The sequence below is a fragment of the Massilia sp. LMS1-1-1.1 genome (assembly GCF_040815535.1).
Lineage (GTDB): Bacteria > Pseudomonadota > Gammaproteobacteria > Burkholderiales > Burkholderiaceae_D > Janthinobacterium > Janthinobacterium aestuarii.
The window spans coordinates 325,805-343,267 of record NZ_JBFPNG010000056.1; the positions used below are offsets into that span (position 1 = coordinate 325,805).

The 17,463-nt window shown below is 59.4% G+C and carries 11 protein-coding genes and 3 tRNA genes; 3 read left to right on the forward strand and 11 right to left on the reverse strand.

Annotation, left to right across the window (positions count from 1 at the left end):
• Positions 1-84: 84 nt before the first annotated feature.
• The 8 genes from MRBLMS1_RS26085 to tig all read right to left on the reverse strand — a co-directional run bounded on the left by MRBLMS1_RS26085 (position 85) and on the right by tig (position 9,391).
• Positions 85-2,010, reverse strand: coding sequence for a SurA N-terminal domain-containing protein (locus tag MRBLMS1_RS26085; RefSeq protein WP_485883100.1), 1,926 nt, complete (start codon positions 2,008-2,010; stop codon positions 85-87).
• 409 nt (positions 2,011-2,419) lie between these two features.
• Positions 2,420-2,496: transfer RNA gene (locus MRBLMS1_RS26090), tRNA-Asp, on the reverse strand.
• Between the two features lie 17 nt (positions 2,497-2,513).
• A tRNA-Asp gene (locus MRBLMS1_RS26095) sits at positions 2,514-2,590 on the reverse strand.
• 125 nt (positions 2,591-2,715) lie between these two features.
• Positions 2,716-2,988, reverse strand: a complete 273-nt coding sequence (locus MRBLMS1_RS26100) for an HU family DNA-binding protein (RefSeq protein WP_010398442.1) — start codon at positions 2,986-2,988, stop codon at positions 2,716-2,718.
• Positions 2,989-3,192: 204 nt separating this feature from the next.
• Positions 3,193-5,604 carry an endopeptidase La gene (gene lon / locus MRBLMS1_RS26105; protein ID WP_086138046.1) on the reverse strand — a complete coding sequence of 804 codons (2,412 nt, stop codon included), beginning with the start codon at positions 5,602-5,604 and terminating at the stop codon, positions 3,193-3,195.
• A 274-nt stretch (positions 5,605-5,878) separates the two neighbouring features.
• Positions 5,879-7,147 (reverse strand): ATP-dependent Clp protease ATP-binding subunit ClpX, encoded by a 1,269-nt coding sequence (gene clpX / locus MRBLMS1_RS26110; RefSeq protein ID WP_034787303.1) that lies wholly within the window; start codon positions 7,145-7,147, stop codon positions 5,879-5,881.
• A 200-nt stretch (positions 7,148-7,347) separates the two neighbouring features.
• The gene (gene clpP, locus MRBLMS1_RS26115; RefSeq protein ID WP_374106865.1) at positions 7,348-7,965 is read right to left on the reverse strand and encodes an ATP-dependent Clp endopeptidase proteolytic subunit ClpP; all 618 of its coding nucleotides are present in this window, start codon (positions 7,963-7,965) and stop codon (positions 7,348-7,350) included.
• A gap of 85 nt (positions 7,966-8,050) precedes the next feature.
• The gene (tig, locus tag MRBLMS1_RS26120) at positions 8,051-9,391 is read right to left on the reverse strand and encodes a trigger factor (RefSeq protein WP_139092814.1); all 1,341 of its coding nucleotides are present in this window, start codon (positions 9,389-9,391) and stop codon (positions 8,051-8,053) included.
• 600 nt (positions 9,392-9,991) lie between these two features.
• Between tig and MRBLMS1_RS26125 the strand changes: the two genes are divergently transcribed.
• Both MRBLMS1_RS26125 and MRBLMS1_RS26130 read left to right on the forward strand, forming a co-directional pair.
• Positions 9,992-10,174 (forward strand): hypothetical protein, encoded by a 183-nt coding sequence (locus MRBLMS1_RS26125; RefSeq protein ID WP_139092802.1) that lies wholly within the window; start codon positions 9,992-9,994, stop codon positions 10,172-10,174.
• Entirely contained in the window at positions 10,137-11,696 is a 1,560-nt protein-coding gene (locus MRBLMS1_RS26130; protein ID WP_485883104.1) for a hypothetical protein, read from the forward strand. The genes MRBLMS1_RS26125 and MRBLMS1_RS26130 overlap by 38 nt, the downstream gene beginning before the upstream one ends.
• Before the next feature lie 59 nt (positions 11,697-11,755).
• Here MRBLMS1_RS26130 and MRBLMS1_RS26135 read toward each other — a convergent pair.
• The 3 genes from MRBLMS1_RS26135 to MRBLMS1_RS26145 form a co-directional block, all read right to left on the reverse strand.
• Positions 11,756-11,838: transfer RNA gene (locus tag MRBLMS1_RS26135), tRNA-Leu, on the reverse strand.
• A gap of 184 nt (positions 11,839-12,022) precedes the next feature.
• Entirely contained in the window at positions 12,023-15,121 is a 3,099-nt protein-coding gene (locus MRBLMS1_RS26140) for an efflux RND transporter permease subunit (protein WP_128139381.1), read from the reverse strand.
• Entirely contained in the window at positions 15,118-16,281 is a 1,164-nt protein-coding gene (locus MRBLMS1_RS26145; RefSeq protein ID WP_081368049.1) for an efflux RND transporter periplasmic adaptor subunit, read from the reverse strand. Before MRBLMS1_RS26145 ends, MRBLMS1_RS26140 begins: the two co-directional genes overlap by 4 nt.
• Before the next feature lie 288 nt (positions 16,282-16,569).
• On the opposite strand from MRBLMS1_RS26145, the gene hpnC reads away from it, so the two are divergent.
• On the forward strand, positions 16,570-17,451 hold the full coding sequence (gene hpnC, locus MRBLMS1_RS26150) for a squalene synthase HpnC (RefSeq protein ID WP_485883107.1): 882 nt from the start codon (positions 16,570-16,572) through the stop codon (positions 17,449-17,451).
• Positions 17,452-17,463: the final 12 nt, after the last annotated feature.

Genomic DNA, 17,463 nt, shown 5'->3' on the forward strand with positions numbered 1-17,463 from the left:
ACGCCGTTGGGTTAAATAAAATTCCCGACTCGCAAACAAAAAAATAGCCGCTCAAGAGCGGCTATTTTTATGGGCTAAAACTGATTACGGTGCTTCCGGCGCTGCAGCAACCGGAGCAGTCACCGGCTTGACGATCTTCACCTTGGCCTTGGCTTTCAGGTATTCGACGTAATCGAACATTTCCTGTTGTGCCAGGATGCCGCTGATCTGGTCTTTCTCTTGCTGGCGGCGAGCTGCGTCCACTTGTGCTGGCTGCTGCACCTTGGCGATGCGGTAAATGCCGTAGCCCAGGGCTGGCAGGTCCACGCCCACATAGGCTGGCAGCTTGCTCGTGTCCGCTTTCATGACTTGCGCGATGGCGGCGCGGTTGATGCCGTCGAGCTTGCTGCGCGATACCCATTGCGCCGCGCCGAAACCGGTGGCGTCACCGGAAGCCTTCAAGGCGGCCAGCTTGGTCTCGCCCGCTTTCTTGGCCAGTTTTTCCGCTTCTTCCATCGTCACGCGCTGACGGATCATCGCTTCGACTTCGGCCAGCGGACGCTTCGAGGCAGGCTTGAATTCCACCACGCGGCCGGCGATCAGCACGTTCGGTGCGACGGTGACGGCTTCCGTGTTGCGCTTGTCTTTCAGCGAGTCGTTCGAGAAGATGGCGGTCAGGAACTTGGCGTTGTTGAACGGCGCTTTGCCCAGTGCTGGCGACGGCGTGCGCGACAGATTGGCGACGGTTTCCACTTTCAGCTTCAGCTTGTCGGCCACCGGCTTCAGGCTGTCCGATTGCTCGTAGACCGTGTTGGTGAACGTCTCGGCCATTTCCGAGTATTTCTTGGCAGCAAATTGCTTGCGCAGGTCGGCCGTGATTTCGCCGCGCACTTCGTCCAGTGCACGGACGTGCTGTGGCTTGAGCGAGGTGACGGTCAGGATGTGGAAGCCGAAATCGGAAGCGACGACGTCGCTGATTTCGCCTTGCTTGAGTTTCGCGACAGCGCTCAGCAGCGGTGCCGGCAAACCATCCTTGCCAATCACGCCCAGGTCGCCGCCCTGTTCCGCGGACGCCGGATCTTCCGACTTGGCTTTCGCCACGGCGGCAAAGCTGGCTGGCGCCTTGCGGACTTCCGCCAGGATGGCTTCGGCCTTGGCCTTGGCGGCTGCCTTGTCGGCGGCCGACGCGTCTTTCTTGACGGCTACGAGGATGTGGCTGGCCTGGCGCGCTTCTTCCGTCGTGTAGGCTTTCTGGTTCTTCGCATAGTAGCTGGTCACGTCAGCGTCGGTGACGTCGACCTGCTCGCTGGCGGCGCTGTCATCCAGCACGACGTACTCGACCTTCGCTTGTTCCGGGATTTCGAAGAACTTGCTGTTCTTGTCATAGAAAGCCTTGATCATGGCGTCCGTCACTTTGACTTCCGACACGTACTGGGCGATCGGCAGCAGCAGTTCCTGCACTTCACGCTCTTCCGAGGTGATGTCGGACAGGCGCTTGGAGACGGTGCTCGGCGCGAAGGCAGTGCCTTGCACGGCGCCGGCCAGTTGCTGCAGGGCCAGGTCACTGCGGCGGCGCGCATCGTACATCTGCGGCGTCATGCCTTGGGCGGCCAGCATGGCCTTGTAGCGTTCCAGGTCGAATTTACCGTCCGGCAAGGTCAAGCCTGGGATTTCCAGCACTTCCTTTTGCAGCACGGCATCGCTGATGACCAGGTGGCTGCGGCCCACTTCGGCGGCCACGGCGCGCTCGGCGATCAGGTTGTCGAGGATGCTCTGGCGCGCTTCCGGCGTGTCGAACATTTTCTGGTCGAACTGCTCGCCCATCATCTGGCGGTAGCGGTCGATCTGCTGGCGTTGCGCTTCTTCATATTGCTGCTGCGTAACGACCTGGTCGCCGACCTTGGCGATGGTGTTCGCGCCATCGCCGAAGCTTTGGTAGCCGCTGATACCGACCAGTGCAAAAGACGGGACGATGACCAGCATCAGGAGAAACTGCATCAAGCGTCGATGGGTACGAATAAATTCAAACATGGTCAGCCAATTCGGGATGAGTGGATCACTATAAAAAAAGGCGAACATGCGTTCGCCTTGATTTCTTCGGCGGAATGGACGGGACAGATGTCCACTTCCCCTTTAGATTCAACAACTTGGCGCTGGAACTAAAGCAGGATTCTGACGCCCAAGCCATTATCTCCTGATTCTACAATGCCCATAGCGCTATAGCAAGAGTAAATCAGGGCGCGCGCCCTGCCCTGGCGCCGCATGGCGGGCAAGGCGCCGGGTTCGATCATTTAACACGGCGCAGCTTAAAGCGGATTTAAATGCGGTGTTTTTATTCAAAACGGCACGATGGAATTTTAAAAGGCGGCGCGCCGAGATAATCTGGCGCTGAAAAAGAAAAACCCGCACTACTTATTCAGCAGCGCGGGCTTCTATATTCTGGCGGAGCGGACGGGACTCGAACCCGCGACCCCCGACGTGACAGGCCGGTATTCTAACCAACTGAACTACCACTCCTTAAGAGCGTATTTTTTTGGCGGAGCGGACGGGACTCGAACCCGCGACCTCCGACGTGACAGGCCGGCATTCTAACCAACTGAACTACCACTCCGAAAAATACACAGTACTACTTGCATTTGCATTCAGGGTTGCGATTCGTAGAACTTCAACCCTGAAATCGCGGCACCCGGAGGCGCCGCCAAATGTTTCCGGTGATTGTCACCTCACCGAAGTCCGTTAGTTTACAGCATCCTTCAAAGCTTTACCAGCTTTAAATTTTGGAACTTTTGCAGCTTCGATCGTGATCGCTTCTTTGGTACGCGGATTGCGGCCGGTACGCTCAGCGCGTTCGCTGACCGAGAAAGTGCCAAAACCAACCAGCGTCACGCTGTCGTTGTTTTTCAAAGTTTCCGTCACGCCGCCGATAACAGCGTCGAGTGCGCGCGCAGCGGCGGCTTTGGAAATGTCAGCTTTTTCAGCAATGTGGTCGATCAATTCAGTCTTGTTCACTAGCATCCCCAATTACAAAGGTATAAAACGTTTACCGTATCGTTGCGGCACTTTTGGCACCACAGCTGTCCGGCGAAAAAAATGTGCAGGCGTATTAAACAAGCCACACTGTATATGTGTCAAGCGCTTTGGGGGCGCAATTCACGTTTCAATATAAAACAAGCGCTCTAAAAGCGCTTGTTTGGGGAAAACAGGGGTAAAACGTTAGTGTTTTACTACCTCGCCGGCCGCGTCAGGCTTGGCCGCGGCGGCCGTGACAGCCTCCACCGCAGCGACGTCCGCCAACGCTTCAGGCATGCGTTCGAGGGCGATTTCCAGCACTTTGTCGATCCAGCGCACCGGGACGATCTCGAGCTTGTTCTTGACGTTGTCCGGAATGTCGGCCAGGTCTTTCACGTTCTGCTCGGGAATCAGGACCGTCTTGATGCCGCCGCGATGAGCCGCCAGCAGCTTTTCTTTCAGGCCGCCAATCGGCAACACTTCGCCGCGCAAGGTGATCTCGCCCGTCATCGCCACGTCGGCGCGTACGGGGATGCCCGTGAAGACCGACACCATCGCCACCGTCATGGCCGCGCCAGCCGAAGGACCATCCTTCGGTGTCGCGCCTTCCGGCACGTGGATGTGGATATCGCTCTTCTCGAACACGTCCGCCTTGATGCCCAGGCGCTGTGCCCGGCTGCGCACCACCGTGCGGGCTGCCTCGATCGACTCTTTCATGACGTCGCCCAGGGTACCCGTGCGGATCACGCCGCCCTTGCCCGGCATCGACACGGCTTCGATGGTCAGCAGATCGCCGCCCACTTCCGTCCATGCCAGACCGACCACCTGGCCCACCTGGTTTTCTTTCTCTGCGACACCGAAATCATAGCGGCGCACACCGAGGAATTTGTCCAGGTTCTTCGAGTTGACGATGACTTTCTTGTCGGATTTCTTCAGCAGCAGCATCTTGACCACCTTGCGGCAGATCTTCGACACTTCACGCTCGAGCGAACGCACACCGGCTTCCCGCGTGTAGTAGCGGATGATGTCGCGCAGGGCCGACTCGGCCACCGAGATTTCCTCTTCCTTCAAGCCATTGTTCTTGATCTGCTTCGGCAACAGATAACGCTGCGCGATGCTGGTCTTTTCGTCTTCCGTGTAACCGGACAGACGGATCACTTCCATGCGGTCAAGCAAGGCTGGCGGAATATTGTACGAGTTCGACGTGGCCACGAACATCACGTCGGACAAGTCGAAATCGACTTCGATGTAATGGTCGGAGAACGTGTGGTTCTGTTCCGGGTCCAGCACTTCCAGCAGGGCCGACGATGGATCGCCACGGAAATCGGCGCCCATCTTGTCGACTTCATCGAGCAGGAACAGAGGATTGCGCACGCCGACTTTCGACAGCGATTGCAAGATCTTGCCCGGCATCGAGCCGATGTAAGTGCGGCGGTGGCCGCGGATCTCGGCTTCGTCGCGCACGCCGCCCAGGGCCATGCGCACGAACTTGCGGTTCGTCGCGCGGGCGATGGATTGGCCCAGCGAGGTTTTACCCACGCCCGGAGGACCGACGAAGCACAGGATAGGCGCCTTGAGCTTGTCGACGCGCTGTTGCACCGCGAGGTACTCCAGGATGCGTTCCTTGACCTTGTCGAGGCCGTAGTGGTCGCCTTCGAGCACTTTTTCCGCATTCGACAGGTCGTTATTGACCTTGGATTTCTTTTTCCAAGGCAAATTGACGAGGGTGTCGATGTAGTTGCGCACGACGGTGGCTTCGGCCGACATCGGCGACATCAGCTTGAGTTTTTTCAGCTCGTTGGTGGCCTTGTCGAGCGCTTCCTTCGGCATTTTTGCCGAAGCGACTTTTTTCTCCAGCTCGTCGAGGTCGGCACCATCTTCGCCCTCGCCCAGTTCTTTCTGGATCGCCTTGACTTGCTCGTTCAGGTAGTACTCGCGCTGCGACTTTTCCATCTGGCGCTTCACGCGGCCGCGGATGCGCTTTTCCACCTGCAGGATGTCGAGCTCGCCTTCGAGCTGGCCCAGCAGGTGCTCGAGACGCTTGGCCACGCTGAAAATTTCCAGGATGACTTGTTTTTGCTCAAGTTTCAGCGGCAGATGCGCGGCCACCGTGTCGGCCAGGCGGCCGGCATCGTCGATACCGGACAGCGAAGCGAGGATTTCTGGTGGAATCTTTTTGTTCAGTTTGACGTACTGGTCGAACTGCTGCACGATCGCGCGGCGCATGGCTTCGACTTCCGACTCGTCGCCCGGCTCGGACTCGAGCGGCGTCAGGTCGGCGATGAAGTGCGTCGGCGCATCGCTGATGTGGTTGATACGGGCACGCTGCGCGCCTTCGACCAGCACCTTGACGGTGCCATCGGGCAGCTTCAGCATTTGCAGAATATTGGCGACGCAGCCAATTTCATAGATGTCCGAAGGCGATGGCTCGTCCTTCGCGGCTGCTTTTTGAGCGGCAAGCATGATGCTCTTGCCCTGCTCCATCGCAGCTTCCAGCGCCTTGATCGACTTTGGACGGCCAACGAACAGCGGTATCACCATATGCGGGAAAACGACGACATCCCGCAACGGCAATAACGGCAGTTGAGTTTGCTCAGTTAATTTGGAAGTTGTCATGGCGTACCTTATAGAAAGCGTGTTTACGATGTTGGCGCTCGCTGCCAAAACACAAGACCGGCGAGAATAAATAATTCTGTGAAACAAACATAAAGTCTATTTCGCAAAACACACCCGCATGACGGTAACAAATGCAGTTTTCACAGTAAAAAAAGCCACGCGCAGCTAAGCGCCGCGAGTGGCTTTACGATTGAAGCCTGCACTCATTGATTTAAATTGTACTGCCATGCATTAAGGAATCAAAACCCTTTTTATGCATTTGTCTCAGCAGTATTCAATTTTCTCCGGAAGCCTTGGCAGTCTCTTGATAAATCAACAAAGGTTTGGCGCCACTGGTGATGGTATTTTCGTCGATGACGACCTTCACCACGTTTTGTTCGCTCGGCAGTTCGTACATCACGTCCAGCAAAGCATGTTCCAAAATGGAACGCAGACCACGGGCGCCGGTCTTGCGCGCGAGCGCCTTCTTGGCGATCGCATGCAGGGCGGCCGGACGAATCTCCAGTTCCGCGCCTTCCATCTCGAGCAGCTTCGAATATTGCTTGATCAGCGCATTCTTCGGCTCGACGAGGATCTGGATCAGCGCCTCTTCCGTCAATTCCGCCAGAGTGGCGATGACGGGCAGACGGCCGACCAGTTCCGGGATCAGGCCGAACTTGACCAGATCTTCCGGCTCCGCTTGCAGCATCAGTTCGCTGGCCGTGCTTTGCGACTTGCTGCGCACCGTGGCCGAGAAGCCGATACCGCTCTTTTCGGAACGGTTGGCGATCACTTTCGACAGGCCGTCAAAGGCACCGCCGCAGATGAACATGATGTTGGTCGTGTCGATCTGCACGAAATCCTGGTTCGGGTGCTTACGCCCGCCTTGTGGCGGCACGGAGGCCATCGTGCCTTCGATTAATTTCAACAAGGCTTGCTGCACGCCCTCGCCCGACACGTCGCGCGTGATGGACGGATTGTCGGACTTGCGCGAAATCTTGTCGATCTCATCAATGTAGACGATGCCGCGCTGGGCTTTCTCGACGTCATAGTTGCAGCTTTGCAGCAGCTTCTGGATGATGTTTTCCACGTCTTCGCCCACGTAACCGGCTTCGGTCAGGGTGGTGGCGTCGGCGATCACGAACGGCACGTTGAGCATGCGCGCCAGGGTCTGTGCCAGCAGGGTCTTGCCCGAGCCGGTAGGACCGACCAGCAAGATGTTGCTCTTGGCAAGTTCGATGTCGTCTTTCTTGCCCAGGTGTTTGAGGCGCTTGTAATGGTTGTACACCGCCACCGACAGGATGCGCTTGGCAGTCTGCTGGCCGATCACGTACTGATCGAGCAAGGCGGCGATTTCTTGCGGCGTCGGCAGGTCGGATTTGGTACCGGTTACCGTCTCGATGCTCGACGTTTCATCACGGATGATGTCGTTGCACAAGTCGATGCACTCGTCACAGATGAATACGGACGGGCCGGCGATGAGTTTCTTCACCTCGTGCTGGCTTTTGCCGCAGAACGAGCAATACAGTAATTTTTCGCCGCTAGAGGATTTTTTGTCTGACATAAGGCATTTTGGTTGGAACTGCATTAACAATATTGCAAAATCGCAAGCCGGAGTGCGGTAGTTGCCCGCAAAGGCTATTACCCATGGCGCAAGTCAACAACGTGCACAAGCTCCATGCTACCCGAAATAAAAGCGAAACGCCCGAACGTTTGATCGCCCGGGCGTTTACTTACATGCTTAGCAATACCGGTAGGGGCTCATCAAGCGCGGCTGGTCAACACTTTGTCGATCAAACCATACTCAACGGCCTCGTCGGCGGACATGAAACGGTCGCGGTCGGTGTCCTTGGCGATCTGTTCGATCGACTGGCCCGTGCGCTCGGCCATGATGCCGTTCAAGCGGGTACGCAGGTAAAGGATTTCCTTTGCCTGGATCTCGATGTCGGACGCCATGCCCTGCGAACCACCGGACGGCTGGTGAATCATGATGCGCGAGTTCGGCAGCGAGAAACGCTTGCCCTTGGCGCCAGCGGCCAGCAGGAAAGCGCCCATCGAAGCAGCCATGCCCGTGCACAGGGTCGAGACGTCCGGCTTGATGAACTGCATGGTGTCGTAGATGGCCATGCCGGCCGAGACCGAACCACCTGGCGAGTTGATGTAGAGCGAGATTTCCTTTTCCGGATTTTCGCTTTCCAGGAACAGCAGCTGGGCGACAACCAGGTTGGCCATCTGGTCATTGACCGGGCCGACCATGAAAATCAAGCGTTCCTTCAGCAGGCGCGAGTAAATATCATACGAGCGCTCGCCGCGACCGCTTTGTTCCACCACCATCGGCACCAGGCCGAGCATCTCTGTGTCCAGCGCCGGATTACGGTTCATACCTGTCATTTCATTTCCTTGTGAAGCAGTTAGGGGATACCGCCCTCGCCTTTCGGCCAGAGCCGGCATCCCAATACCAACTGGTTTACGCTTGTGCGTTGCTTCCCATCAGTTCGTCGAAAGCAACTGCTTTCGTCGTGACTTTCGACAGGCCCAACACGTAAGTGACGACGTTTTCTTCCAATACAAGGGCTTCGATCTCACCCAGACGACGACGGTCGCTGTAGTAGTACTTCAGCACTTCGCGTGGATCTTCGTAGCTTTGGGCGAAATCTTCGATTTGCGCCTTGACTTGCTCAGGCGTTGCCTGCAGGTTGTTGTCGCCCACCAGTTGCGACAGGATCAGGCCCAGGCGTACGCGACGCTCGGCTTTTTCTGCGAACAGTTCAGCTGGGAAAGGCACGTCCTTGACGTTCATGCCGCGCTGCGCCATGTCTTGACGGGTCATTTCGGCCAGGCGCTCGGAATCTTGAGCGATCAGCGTTTTTGGCACTTCCAGCTCAGCAACTTTGATCAGCGCGTCCATGACGGCTTCCTTGTTGCGTGCTTTCACGCGGCCAGCGACTTCGCGCTGCAGGTTGACTTTGATGTCTTCGCGCATTTTGGCCAGGTCGCCATCGGCAACGCCCAGGGACTTGGCGAATTCCGCATCGACTTCCGGCAGGTGCGCCCATTCCAGCTTTTGCAAGGTAATGGTGAACGATGCGGTTTTACCGGCAACGTCCTTGCCATGGTAGTCCTCTGGGAACGACAATGGGAACGTCTTGGCTTCGCCAACTTTCAGGCCCAGGGTCGCTGCTTCGAATTCTGGCAGCATGCGGCCTTCGCCCAGCACGAAAGCGTAGCCTTCAGCTTTGCCGCCTGGGAATTCAACGCCGTCGATCGAGCCGACGAAATCGACGGTCACGCGGTCGCCGTTCGCAGCGATAGCCTCGCCGCCGTCGCCGTGTTCGCCAGCTTCGCCCTTGGTGTGGAAGTGCACGCGCTGCTTGCGCAGGATGTCGATGGTCTTGTCGATTTCGGCTTCCGACACGTCGGCTTGCACGGTTTCGATTTCAACGGCCGTCAGGTCGCCGATGGCGACTTCCGGATACACTTCGAACGTTGCGTCGAAAGCCAGCTGGCCTTCGGCTGCTTCTTCTTTCGGCACGATGTTCGGGAAACCGGCCACGCGCAGATTGTTTTCGTTGGCGGCGTCGTTGAACGCGCGGCCGACTTTGTCATTCAGCACTTCGGATTCAATTTGGTAGCCGTATTGTGCTGCGACCATTTTCAACGGCACTTTGCCCGGACGGAAGCCCGGTGCCTTAGCCGTACGGGCTTGCACTTTCAGGCGCTTCTCAACTTCCGTGCGGACGTCCGTCAGCGGGAAGGAGATCGTGATACGACGTTCGAGTTTGCCCAAGGTTTCGACTGCAGTTGCCATGTAAAAAATCGTCCAAAAAATAAACACTGTTGGCGCGAGAAAAGAAGACCCGACCCCTTGCGCCATCACTGGCGGCAAGACATGGGTCCAGCTTCACTCGCTCGCATATTCATCTGTAAAAGTACTGAAAACAGGACGATGGACCTGGTCTACCCGGCTGAGGGAAAACCCGCACCAGGCACCAAACAATCCGCCGCTTCCAGTACTGCGACAGGGCTCCGAGCGTCCAGCCATGCGTCTAAGTATATGCAGGGCCGGCCATCATTCGGTAAAGCGTGGCATTATAACAAAGGACTTCGGGAAAGTGGCTGGCTTTGCAGCCCGGCCACAGAGGATACCAGCGGCGGCGAACGAGTCGCCACAGCCTGGGGGTGCCCTGTCTTTACTCTTGCCCCGGCATTCTTTATTTCGCCAGAGACAGGCTTTCCAGCCTGCTTCGTTCATTAGTATATGCGAACTGGCGCCCCGTCCGAAACAAAGAAATGCGCTCACAGCGAAGATTTCGGGCAAAAAACCTTTGATTTACCTCAATTTGGCCATTTTTCAGGCAAACCTAAGTCGCGCAAGCCCTCTCCAAGTAAATTTAATGGAGAAAACATCATGAGCGATAACACACCCGGCAGTTCCAGCAACGCCAAAGCCAAGCTGCAAATGGTCCTCAGCCGCCTGCTCGACGGCGTATCCGATGACGACCTGCAAAAAATCCAGACGGAAGTCGATGAAATGGAATTGCGCACGCGCGTCGATGGCCACCACGACCACGACCACCCCACCGTCGTCTGACCCGGCAGTGGCTGCGCTTACCCCGCGCGCCGCGCCACCGGATGCGGACGTGCTGGCCGCCGTGGAAACGGCGCTGGCAACCCACCGCGCCTTTGGCGACAGCGGCTATATCCGCGACCAGCTGGCCATCGCCTACCGGCGGCGCCTGCACAAGCTGGGCAGCACCCTGCCCGAAGCCGCGCGGCTGGCCAGCCTGCTTGATGGGGCGCCACCGGCGCGCCAGCGCCAGCTGCTGGGCGACACGGTGCTGCGCTGCGCCGTCCAGCACGCCATGCGCCAGTTGCACCTCGGCGACGAGTACGGCTTGCCGTTGCCGCAATGCGCGGCATTGTTTCAGGCGGCCAGCGCACACCTGGACGCGGACCTGCCCGGCGGCCCGCTGACGGCGCACCTGCCCGACATGGCGCGTCTTTACGGCGAGCACCCGCCGCAGGACAACGACACTTACCTATGGCATGCCTGGCAGGAAGGCACGCCGTACGCACGCGCCTTCCTTGCCGTGATGGACGATAACTACGGCGCGCCACTGGCCACGCCCACGCCGCAGGAACGGGCTCTGCTGCGCCGCGGGCTAGGCTTGCTGGAAACCTTGCTGCCCCGCCTGACGGCCAGCGCGCTTTCTCACGTCCAATTGGTCGCCCTGTTTCCCAAACTGGGCACGTGGCGCGGCAAGGCGTCCAGCTCGCAATTTCGCGTCAATGGCAGCGTGTTCCTGAACCAGGAACTGATCGGCAATCCATGGTGGCTGGCCGAGCACTTGCTGCACGAGTCGCTGCACCAGAAACTGTACGACTTCCGCCACGGCCACAGCCTGCTGGCGCCCGACTATGCGCGCGAGGATGGCGCCAAGGTGTGCTCGCTATGGAATGCGCCCGATGATGAGGGCAATCACTATTGGGATGCCCACCGCACCCTGGCCGCCTTTCATGTGTATGTCCACCTGGCCTTGCTGTGCCTGCTGGCCGAGCAACAGGAGGCGGCGCTGTCACCCCAGTACGGCCCCATCGGCCAGCACATGAGCGGCAGCCGGCGCGCCATCGACCGCGCCCGCTACCTGGGCGAGCAATTGCAAAGCACCACCTGGCCGGAACTGGGGCTGGCCGGGCGGCAGATGACGGACTGGCTGCTCGATGTGCTCGACGCCCTCGACACGCAACGGCGGCCAGGCGGCGCCACCGTGCATTTGCTGCTCGACCTGTACGAGCGCCAGAGCCGCAAGCTCGACACTTATCTGGCGCAGCAGCCGCCACCGCGCAGCGAGACGCTGGCCGCGCAGGCGGAGCAAGAGCTGTCATTGACGCGCGAAGCGCTGCACCTGCTGGACAAGGAACTGCCGCCCTCAACGCAGGCGCACGAGCACAACTGGCCGCAGGCACGGCAACGCGTCTTGCAGGCACTGTGGCCGCTGACTGAAGATGACAAATTAATGGAAAGGAACGGCTACCCGCAGGCGCAGGCATTGATTGCGCAGATGGTGCAACAGTCGAGCCGGCAACTGGGCGCGCTGGGTGCACTCGCTTAATTGACTACTTTGGAGAAAATCTTGATGGCGCTGCACATCCGGGCTGGAACAACCCGGATTGGTGCGGATGGGGAGACTCGAACTCCCAAGCCGAAGCACTGGCTTCTAAGACCAGCGTGTCTACCAATTCCACCACATCCGCATTTAGTACTACTTTGTGCTACTTGTTGCAGCCTGCTCCTGATTTTAACAACTCGGGAGCGATCTGGCTACCGTGGACTTATAGAGCAAGCCCGGAGCAAGCGCTCGGTAAAGCAAAGGCGGCATTCTACTGGATTTCCCAGAGGCATGCCGCCTTTTTTATGCCAGTGGCCTGGGGTGGCTATTTAACCTTCGACCTTGGCTGCCTCCACCGGCCTCTTGACCCGGAACCAGGCCGCATACAGGGCCGGCAGGAACAGCAAGGTCAACGCCGTCGCCAGGATCAGGCCGCCCATGATGGCCACCGCCATCGGCCCCCAGAACACGGAGCGCGAGAGCGGGATCATGGCCAGCGCCGCGGCGGCGGCCGTCAGCACGATGGGGCGGCAGCGGCGCACGGCCGAATCGATGATGGCGTCCCACGGGGCGGAGCCATCCTTGATGTCTTGCTCGATCTGGTCAACGAGAATCACCGAGTTGCGGATGATCATGCCGAACAGCGCGATGATGCCCAGGTTGGCCACGAAACCAAGTGGCCGGCCCAGCGCCAGCAAGGCAAAGGCGGCGCCCGCCACACCCAGCGGCCCCGTCAGGAAGACCAGCAAGGCACGCGAGAAACTGTGCAGCTGCAGCATCAGCAAGGTGAAGATGATGAAGATGGCCAGCGGCAGGTTCGCCGAGATCGACGCTTCCGCCTCGCCGCTGTCGGCCGCCACGCCTTTCACCACGATGCGGTAGCCGGACGGCAACTTGGCGCGCAAGGCGTCCAGCTGCGGCGCCAGCTGCGTCGACACGGTCGCGCCCTGGATGCCATCGATCACGTCCGACTGCACGGTGATGGCCCATGCGCGCTTGTCGCGCCAGACGACACCCGGCTCCCACACGAAATGCGCACGGGCCAGCTGCGAAATGGGCACGGACTTGCCCGTCGCCGTCGGGATATTCGTGTCATTCAACACGGAAATCGTCGCCCGCTCTTCCAGAGGCTGGCGCACCTGGATGTCGATCAGCTTGTTGTCCTCGCGGAACTGGCCGATGACCGTACCCGACAGGATCGTATTGGCCGCCTGCATCACCGTTTTCGAGGTGACGCCCAGCGCGCGCATCTTGTCCTGGTCCAGGTCCAGGCGCAGCACTTTCACCGATTCATTCCAGTTGTCATTGACGCCCAGGGTGTTCGGATTGGCGCGCATGATGTCCTTGACTTGGTCGGCGATGGCCCGCACACCCGCCACTTCCGGCCCCAGGACGCGAAATTGCACGGGATACGGCACCGGTGGCCCATTCGGCAACAGCTTGACCCGGCCCCGCACTTCCGGGAAATCCTTCTTGAAGACGTCGACGATTTGCTGGCGCAAGCGTTCGCGGTCGGCCAGGCTCTTTGGCAAGACCACCACTTGCGACACATTGGTCTGCGGGAAGATCTGGTCCAGCGGCAAATAGAAACGGGGACTGCCCGTGCCCACATAGCTGGTCACGCTTTCCACGCCGTCGAGCTTGCCCACAAACGCTTCAAACTTCTTCACCTGCTTTTCATTCGCGGCAAACGTCGTGCCCTCGGGCGACCACAGTTCCACCATCAGTTCGGGACGGCTGGAATCGGGGAAGAATTGCTTTTCGATAAAGTTGAAACCGTAAATACCGAGCGCAAAGATGGCCAGGGTGGCGGCAATCGTCGTCTTGCGCCATTCCACGCACCAGGTGACGGCGCGGCGGAAGCGGCGGAAGTTCGGCGTATCGAACAATTCATGGTCGTTATGCGCATGCGGTTTGACTTTCAGCAAGATGTAGCCGATGTACGGCGTAAACACCACGGCCACCACCCACGAAATGATCAGGGCCAGCGCATTGACGGAGAACAAGGAAAACGTGTATTCGCCGGCGGCCGACTTGGCCAGGCCGATGGGCAAGAAGCCAGCCACCGTGATCAGGGTGCCCGTCAGCATGGGCATGGCCGTCGACGTGTAGGCGAACGTGGCCGCGTCGAAACGCGACATGCCCTCTTCCATCTTGCGCACCATCATCTCGACGGCAATGATGGCGTCGTCGACCAGCAAGCCCAGCGCGATGATCAGGGCACCCAGCGAAATCTTGTGCAAGTCGATGTCGAGCAGGCGCATGAACAGGAAGGTGACGGCCAGCACCAGCGGGATAGTCAGCGCCACCACCAGGCCCGGCCGCACGTCGATGCGCAGCGGCTTCGTGTGCAAGCCCAGAGCGACGAAGCTGACGGCCAGCACGATCAGAATGGCTTCGATCAGGGTATGCACGAACTCGCCAACGGAAGCGGACACGGCTTCCGGCTGGTTCGACACGCGCTGCAATTCTATGCCGACCGGCAATTCACTCTTCATGCGCGTAACGGTGGCCTGCAAGGCCTTGCCCATGTCGATGATATTGCCGCCCTTTTCCATCGACACGCCCAGGCCGATCACTTCCTTGCCGTTGAAACGCATCTTGTCCTTCGGCGGATCGACGAATTCGCGTTTCACCGTGGCAAAGTCACCGAGCCGGAAAGTGGTGCCGTTGGCGCGCAGTTCCAGGTTTTCCAGGTCCTTGACGGTCACCATGGCGCCCGTCACGCGTACTTGCAGATTATCGGTCGGCGTCACCAGCACGCCCGTGGCGTTGATGCTGTTTTGCGCGGACAGTTGCTCCACGATGGCGTCGAAAGGGATGCCCAGCTGGGCAAATTTCTTGTGCGAGAAGATGATATTGATCTTTTCATCCTGCACGCCGAACAGTTCCACCTTCGATACCTGCCCCACGGCCAGCAGCTCCTGACGCACCTTGTCCGCGTAATCCTTCATTTCCGCGTAGGTAAAACCGTCGCCGGACAGGGCGAAGATGGAGCCGTACGTGTCGCCGAACTCGTCATTGAAGAACGGGCCCACGACGCCAGACGGCAAGGTGCCCTGGATGTCGCCGATCTTCTTGCGCACCTGGTACCAGGCGGCCGCCGTTTCCTTGGGCGGCGCCGATTCGCGCAATTCCAGCAGGATCAAGGTTTCGCCCGGCTTCGAATAACTGGTGATCTCGTCGATGTACGGCGTTTCCTGCAGTTTCTTTTCCAGCTTGTCCGTCACCTGCTCGGCCATCTGCAAGGCCGTGGCGCCGGGCCAATACGCTTGCAAGACCATAGCGCGGAAGGTGAACGGCGGATCTTCATCCTGGCCCAGGCTGGCATAGCTGAGCATGCCGCCGATCAGCAGCACGGCCATCAGGTAGCGCGTCAGCGGGATGTGTTCGAGCGCCCAGCGCGACAGATTGAAGCCGCCCTTCATTTGGCCGCACCCACGGTGACGGCGGCAGCGGCGGCAGCCGGCTTGCTGGCCACGTCGGCGCCGAGGATGGTCACTTTCTGGCCTGGCTTGAGCAGGTTGACGCCGGCCGTGACCACCGTCTGACCCGCTTTCACGCCCGACGCCAGCAGCAACTCATTGCCGGCCACGCCGCCCACCGTCACCGGCACGAGCTTCACGGCGCCGTTTTCCACCACCCAGACGGAACTTTGCGACTTTTCATTGAACAGGGCCGTCAACGGCACCTTGATCTGCGGCGTAGCCGTCTGCGAGGCGAACTGCACCACGGCCGTCATGCCCAGGCGCACTTGCGGCGCGTCCGGGATGCTGACCTTGGCGATATAGGTGCGCGTGGCGGCATCGGCCACGGGCGACACTTCGCGGATCTTGCCCGGCAGCGCCTGCTTCGGATCGGCCCACAGGCGCACGACCACATCCTTGACGCCGCGCAAAGTCTCGACCTTGTCTTCCGGAATACCGATCACGACTTCCTTCTCGCCGCTCCTGGCCACTTGCACGACGGGCGCGCCGGGCGCCACCACCTGCCCCACTTCAGCCTCGATGCGCGTGACGACGCCATCGACGTCGGCCAGCAGGCTGGCATAGCCGGACTGGTTGGCCTGGCCACGGTACAGGGCCTGGGCCGCTTCCACGTTCGCCTGGGCCGCCTTGTAGGTGGCATCCTTGCCATCAAGCACAGCCTGGCTGACGAAATTTTTCTCGCGCAAATCCTGGTAGCGCTTCAATTCCGCGCGCGCCAGGTCACGGCTCGTTTCCGCGCTGACCAGCGAAGCCTTGGCCTGCGCCTGCGACAGCTGCAAGTCGACGGGATCGAGCTGCATCAGCACTTGCCCCTTCTTGACGGTGGCGCCCACGTCGACCTTGCGCGCGACGATCTTGCCGCCCACGCGGAAACCCAGTTGCGACACGACGCGGGGCACGACCTCGCCCGACAGCTCGGCACTGACGTCAACATTACTGCTAGACAACACGATGGCGCGCACGGGGCGCACGTCTTCCACTTTGACGGCAGGCTTGGAACAGGCCGCCAGAGTCAGCGCGAGGGCCGCGGCGGCAGTCAGCCGCAGGGCGGGAAGTGCGGATGCGCCGGTCTCGCGGCGCAGGGTTTTCAGGGCAAACAAGGTATTTTCCTTTACTATGCGGGCTGCAATATTTTTATGCGGAGAAACTTTTTGCTCGTCCTTTGGGCCAAGCCAAACTTTTTCGCACGCGATATCCTTAAATTTGTGACAATATCAGCTTGGTCGTGACGGGGAGTATTCTTCGCCTACTGACTTTCTGGTTATTAATTATAATCGTGCGTAAAAGTTTTTAGTGACTTTTGCGTCATTAATCTTGAGACGTACAACGTCCGGCCACACTCCAGCGTTTGGGGCGCCGGACAAACGCAAGACTAGAGAAGTGTGTTCATGCCTGTAGACCATTACGAAAATTTTCCTGTTGCATCATTTTTACTGCCGCGCCGCCTGGTGCCCGCCGTCGAAGCCATCTATTCCTTCGCCCGCAGCGCCGACGACCTGGCCGATGAAGGCGACGCCACGCCGGCCGAACGCCTCGTGGCCCTGCACGCCTACGAAGAAGCGCTGGGCCGCATCGACCGCCACGAAGGCCATGCCGGCGAGAACGCCGCCATGTTCGAACGCCTGGCCGCCGTCATTGCCAAACACCAGCTGCCGCTGAAACCGTTTTACGATCTGTTGTCCGCCTTCAAGCAGGATGTGGAAACGACGCGCTACGCGAGCTACGACGACCTGCTCGATTACTGCGCCCGCTCCGCCAACCCCGTGGGGCTGCTGATGCTGCACCTGTATGGCGCGGCCGATGAACAGAATGTACGCGATTCCGACGCCATATGTTCAGCTTTGCAACTAATTAATTTCTTGCAAGACGTCGCCATCGACCAGCAAAAAGAGCGCATCTACCTGCCGATGGAAGACTTGAGCCGCTTTGCCGTCTCCGCCGCCGCCTTCGAGCGGCCCGAGGCGCACGGCAAGTGGAGCGCCCTGATGCGTTTCGAAGTGGCCCGCGCGCGCGCGCTGATGCTGTCCGGCGCGCCGCTGGCCCTGCGTTTGCGCGGGCGCATCGGCTGGGAGCTGCGCCTGGTGGTGCAAGGGGGCTTGCGCATTCTCGAATGCATCGAAGCCGTCAATTACGACGTGTTCCGGCGCCGTCCCAAGCTGGAGAAACGCGACTGGCTGATCATTTTCTGGCGCGCCCTGCGCATGTCGCGCAAAAGCTTGCATCAAGAGACACAAGTAAAAACGGCTTTTCCCCCGTCGCCCACTCTGTAAGACGATAGAATA

Bases quoted from the DNA above. Each gene is read 5' to 3' on its own strand.
- MRBLMS1_RS26085 (WP_485883100.1), bottom strand. From the start codon at position 2,010: ATGTTTGAATTTATTCGTACCCATCGACGCTTGATGCAGTTTCTCCTG.
- MRBLMS1_RS26125 (WP_139092802.1), top strand. From the start codon at position 9,992: ATGAGCGATAACACACCCGGCAGTTCCAGCAACGCCAAAGCCAAGCTG.
- MRBLMS1_RS26130 (WP_485883104.1), top strand. From the start codon at position 10,137: ATGGCCACCACGACCACGACCACCCCACCGTCGTCTGACCCGGCAGTG.
- MRBLMS1_RS26140 (WP_128139381.1), bottom strand. From the start codon at position 15,121: ATGAAGGGCGGCTTCAATCTGTCGCGCTGGGCGCTCGAACACATCCCG.
- hpnC (WP_485883107.1), top strand. From the start codon at position 16,570: ATGCCTGTAGACCATTACGAAAATTTTCCTGTTGCATCATTTTTACTG.
- tig (WP_139092814.1), bottom strand. From the start codon at position 9,391: ATGGCAACTGCAGTCGAAACCTTGGGCAAACTCGAACGTCGTATCACG.
- lon (WP_086138046.1), bottom strand. From the start codon at position 5,604: ATGACAACTTCCAAATTAACTGAGCAAACTCAACTGCCGTTATTGCCG.
- clpP (WP_374106865.1), bottom strand. From the start codon at position 7,965: ATGAACCGTAATCCGGCGCTGGACACAGAGATGCTCGGCCTGGTGCCG.
- clpX (WP_034787303.1), bottom strand. From the start codon at position 7,147: ATGTCAGACAAAAAATCCTCTAGCGGCGAAAAATTACTGTATTGCTCG.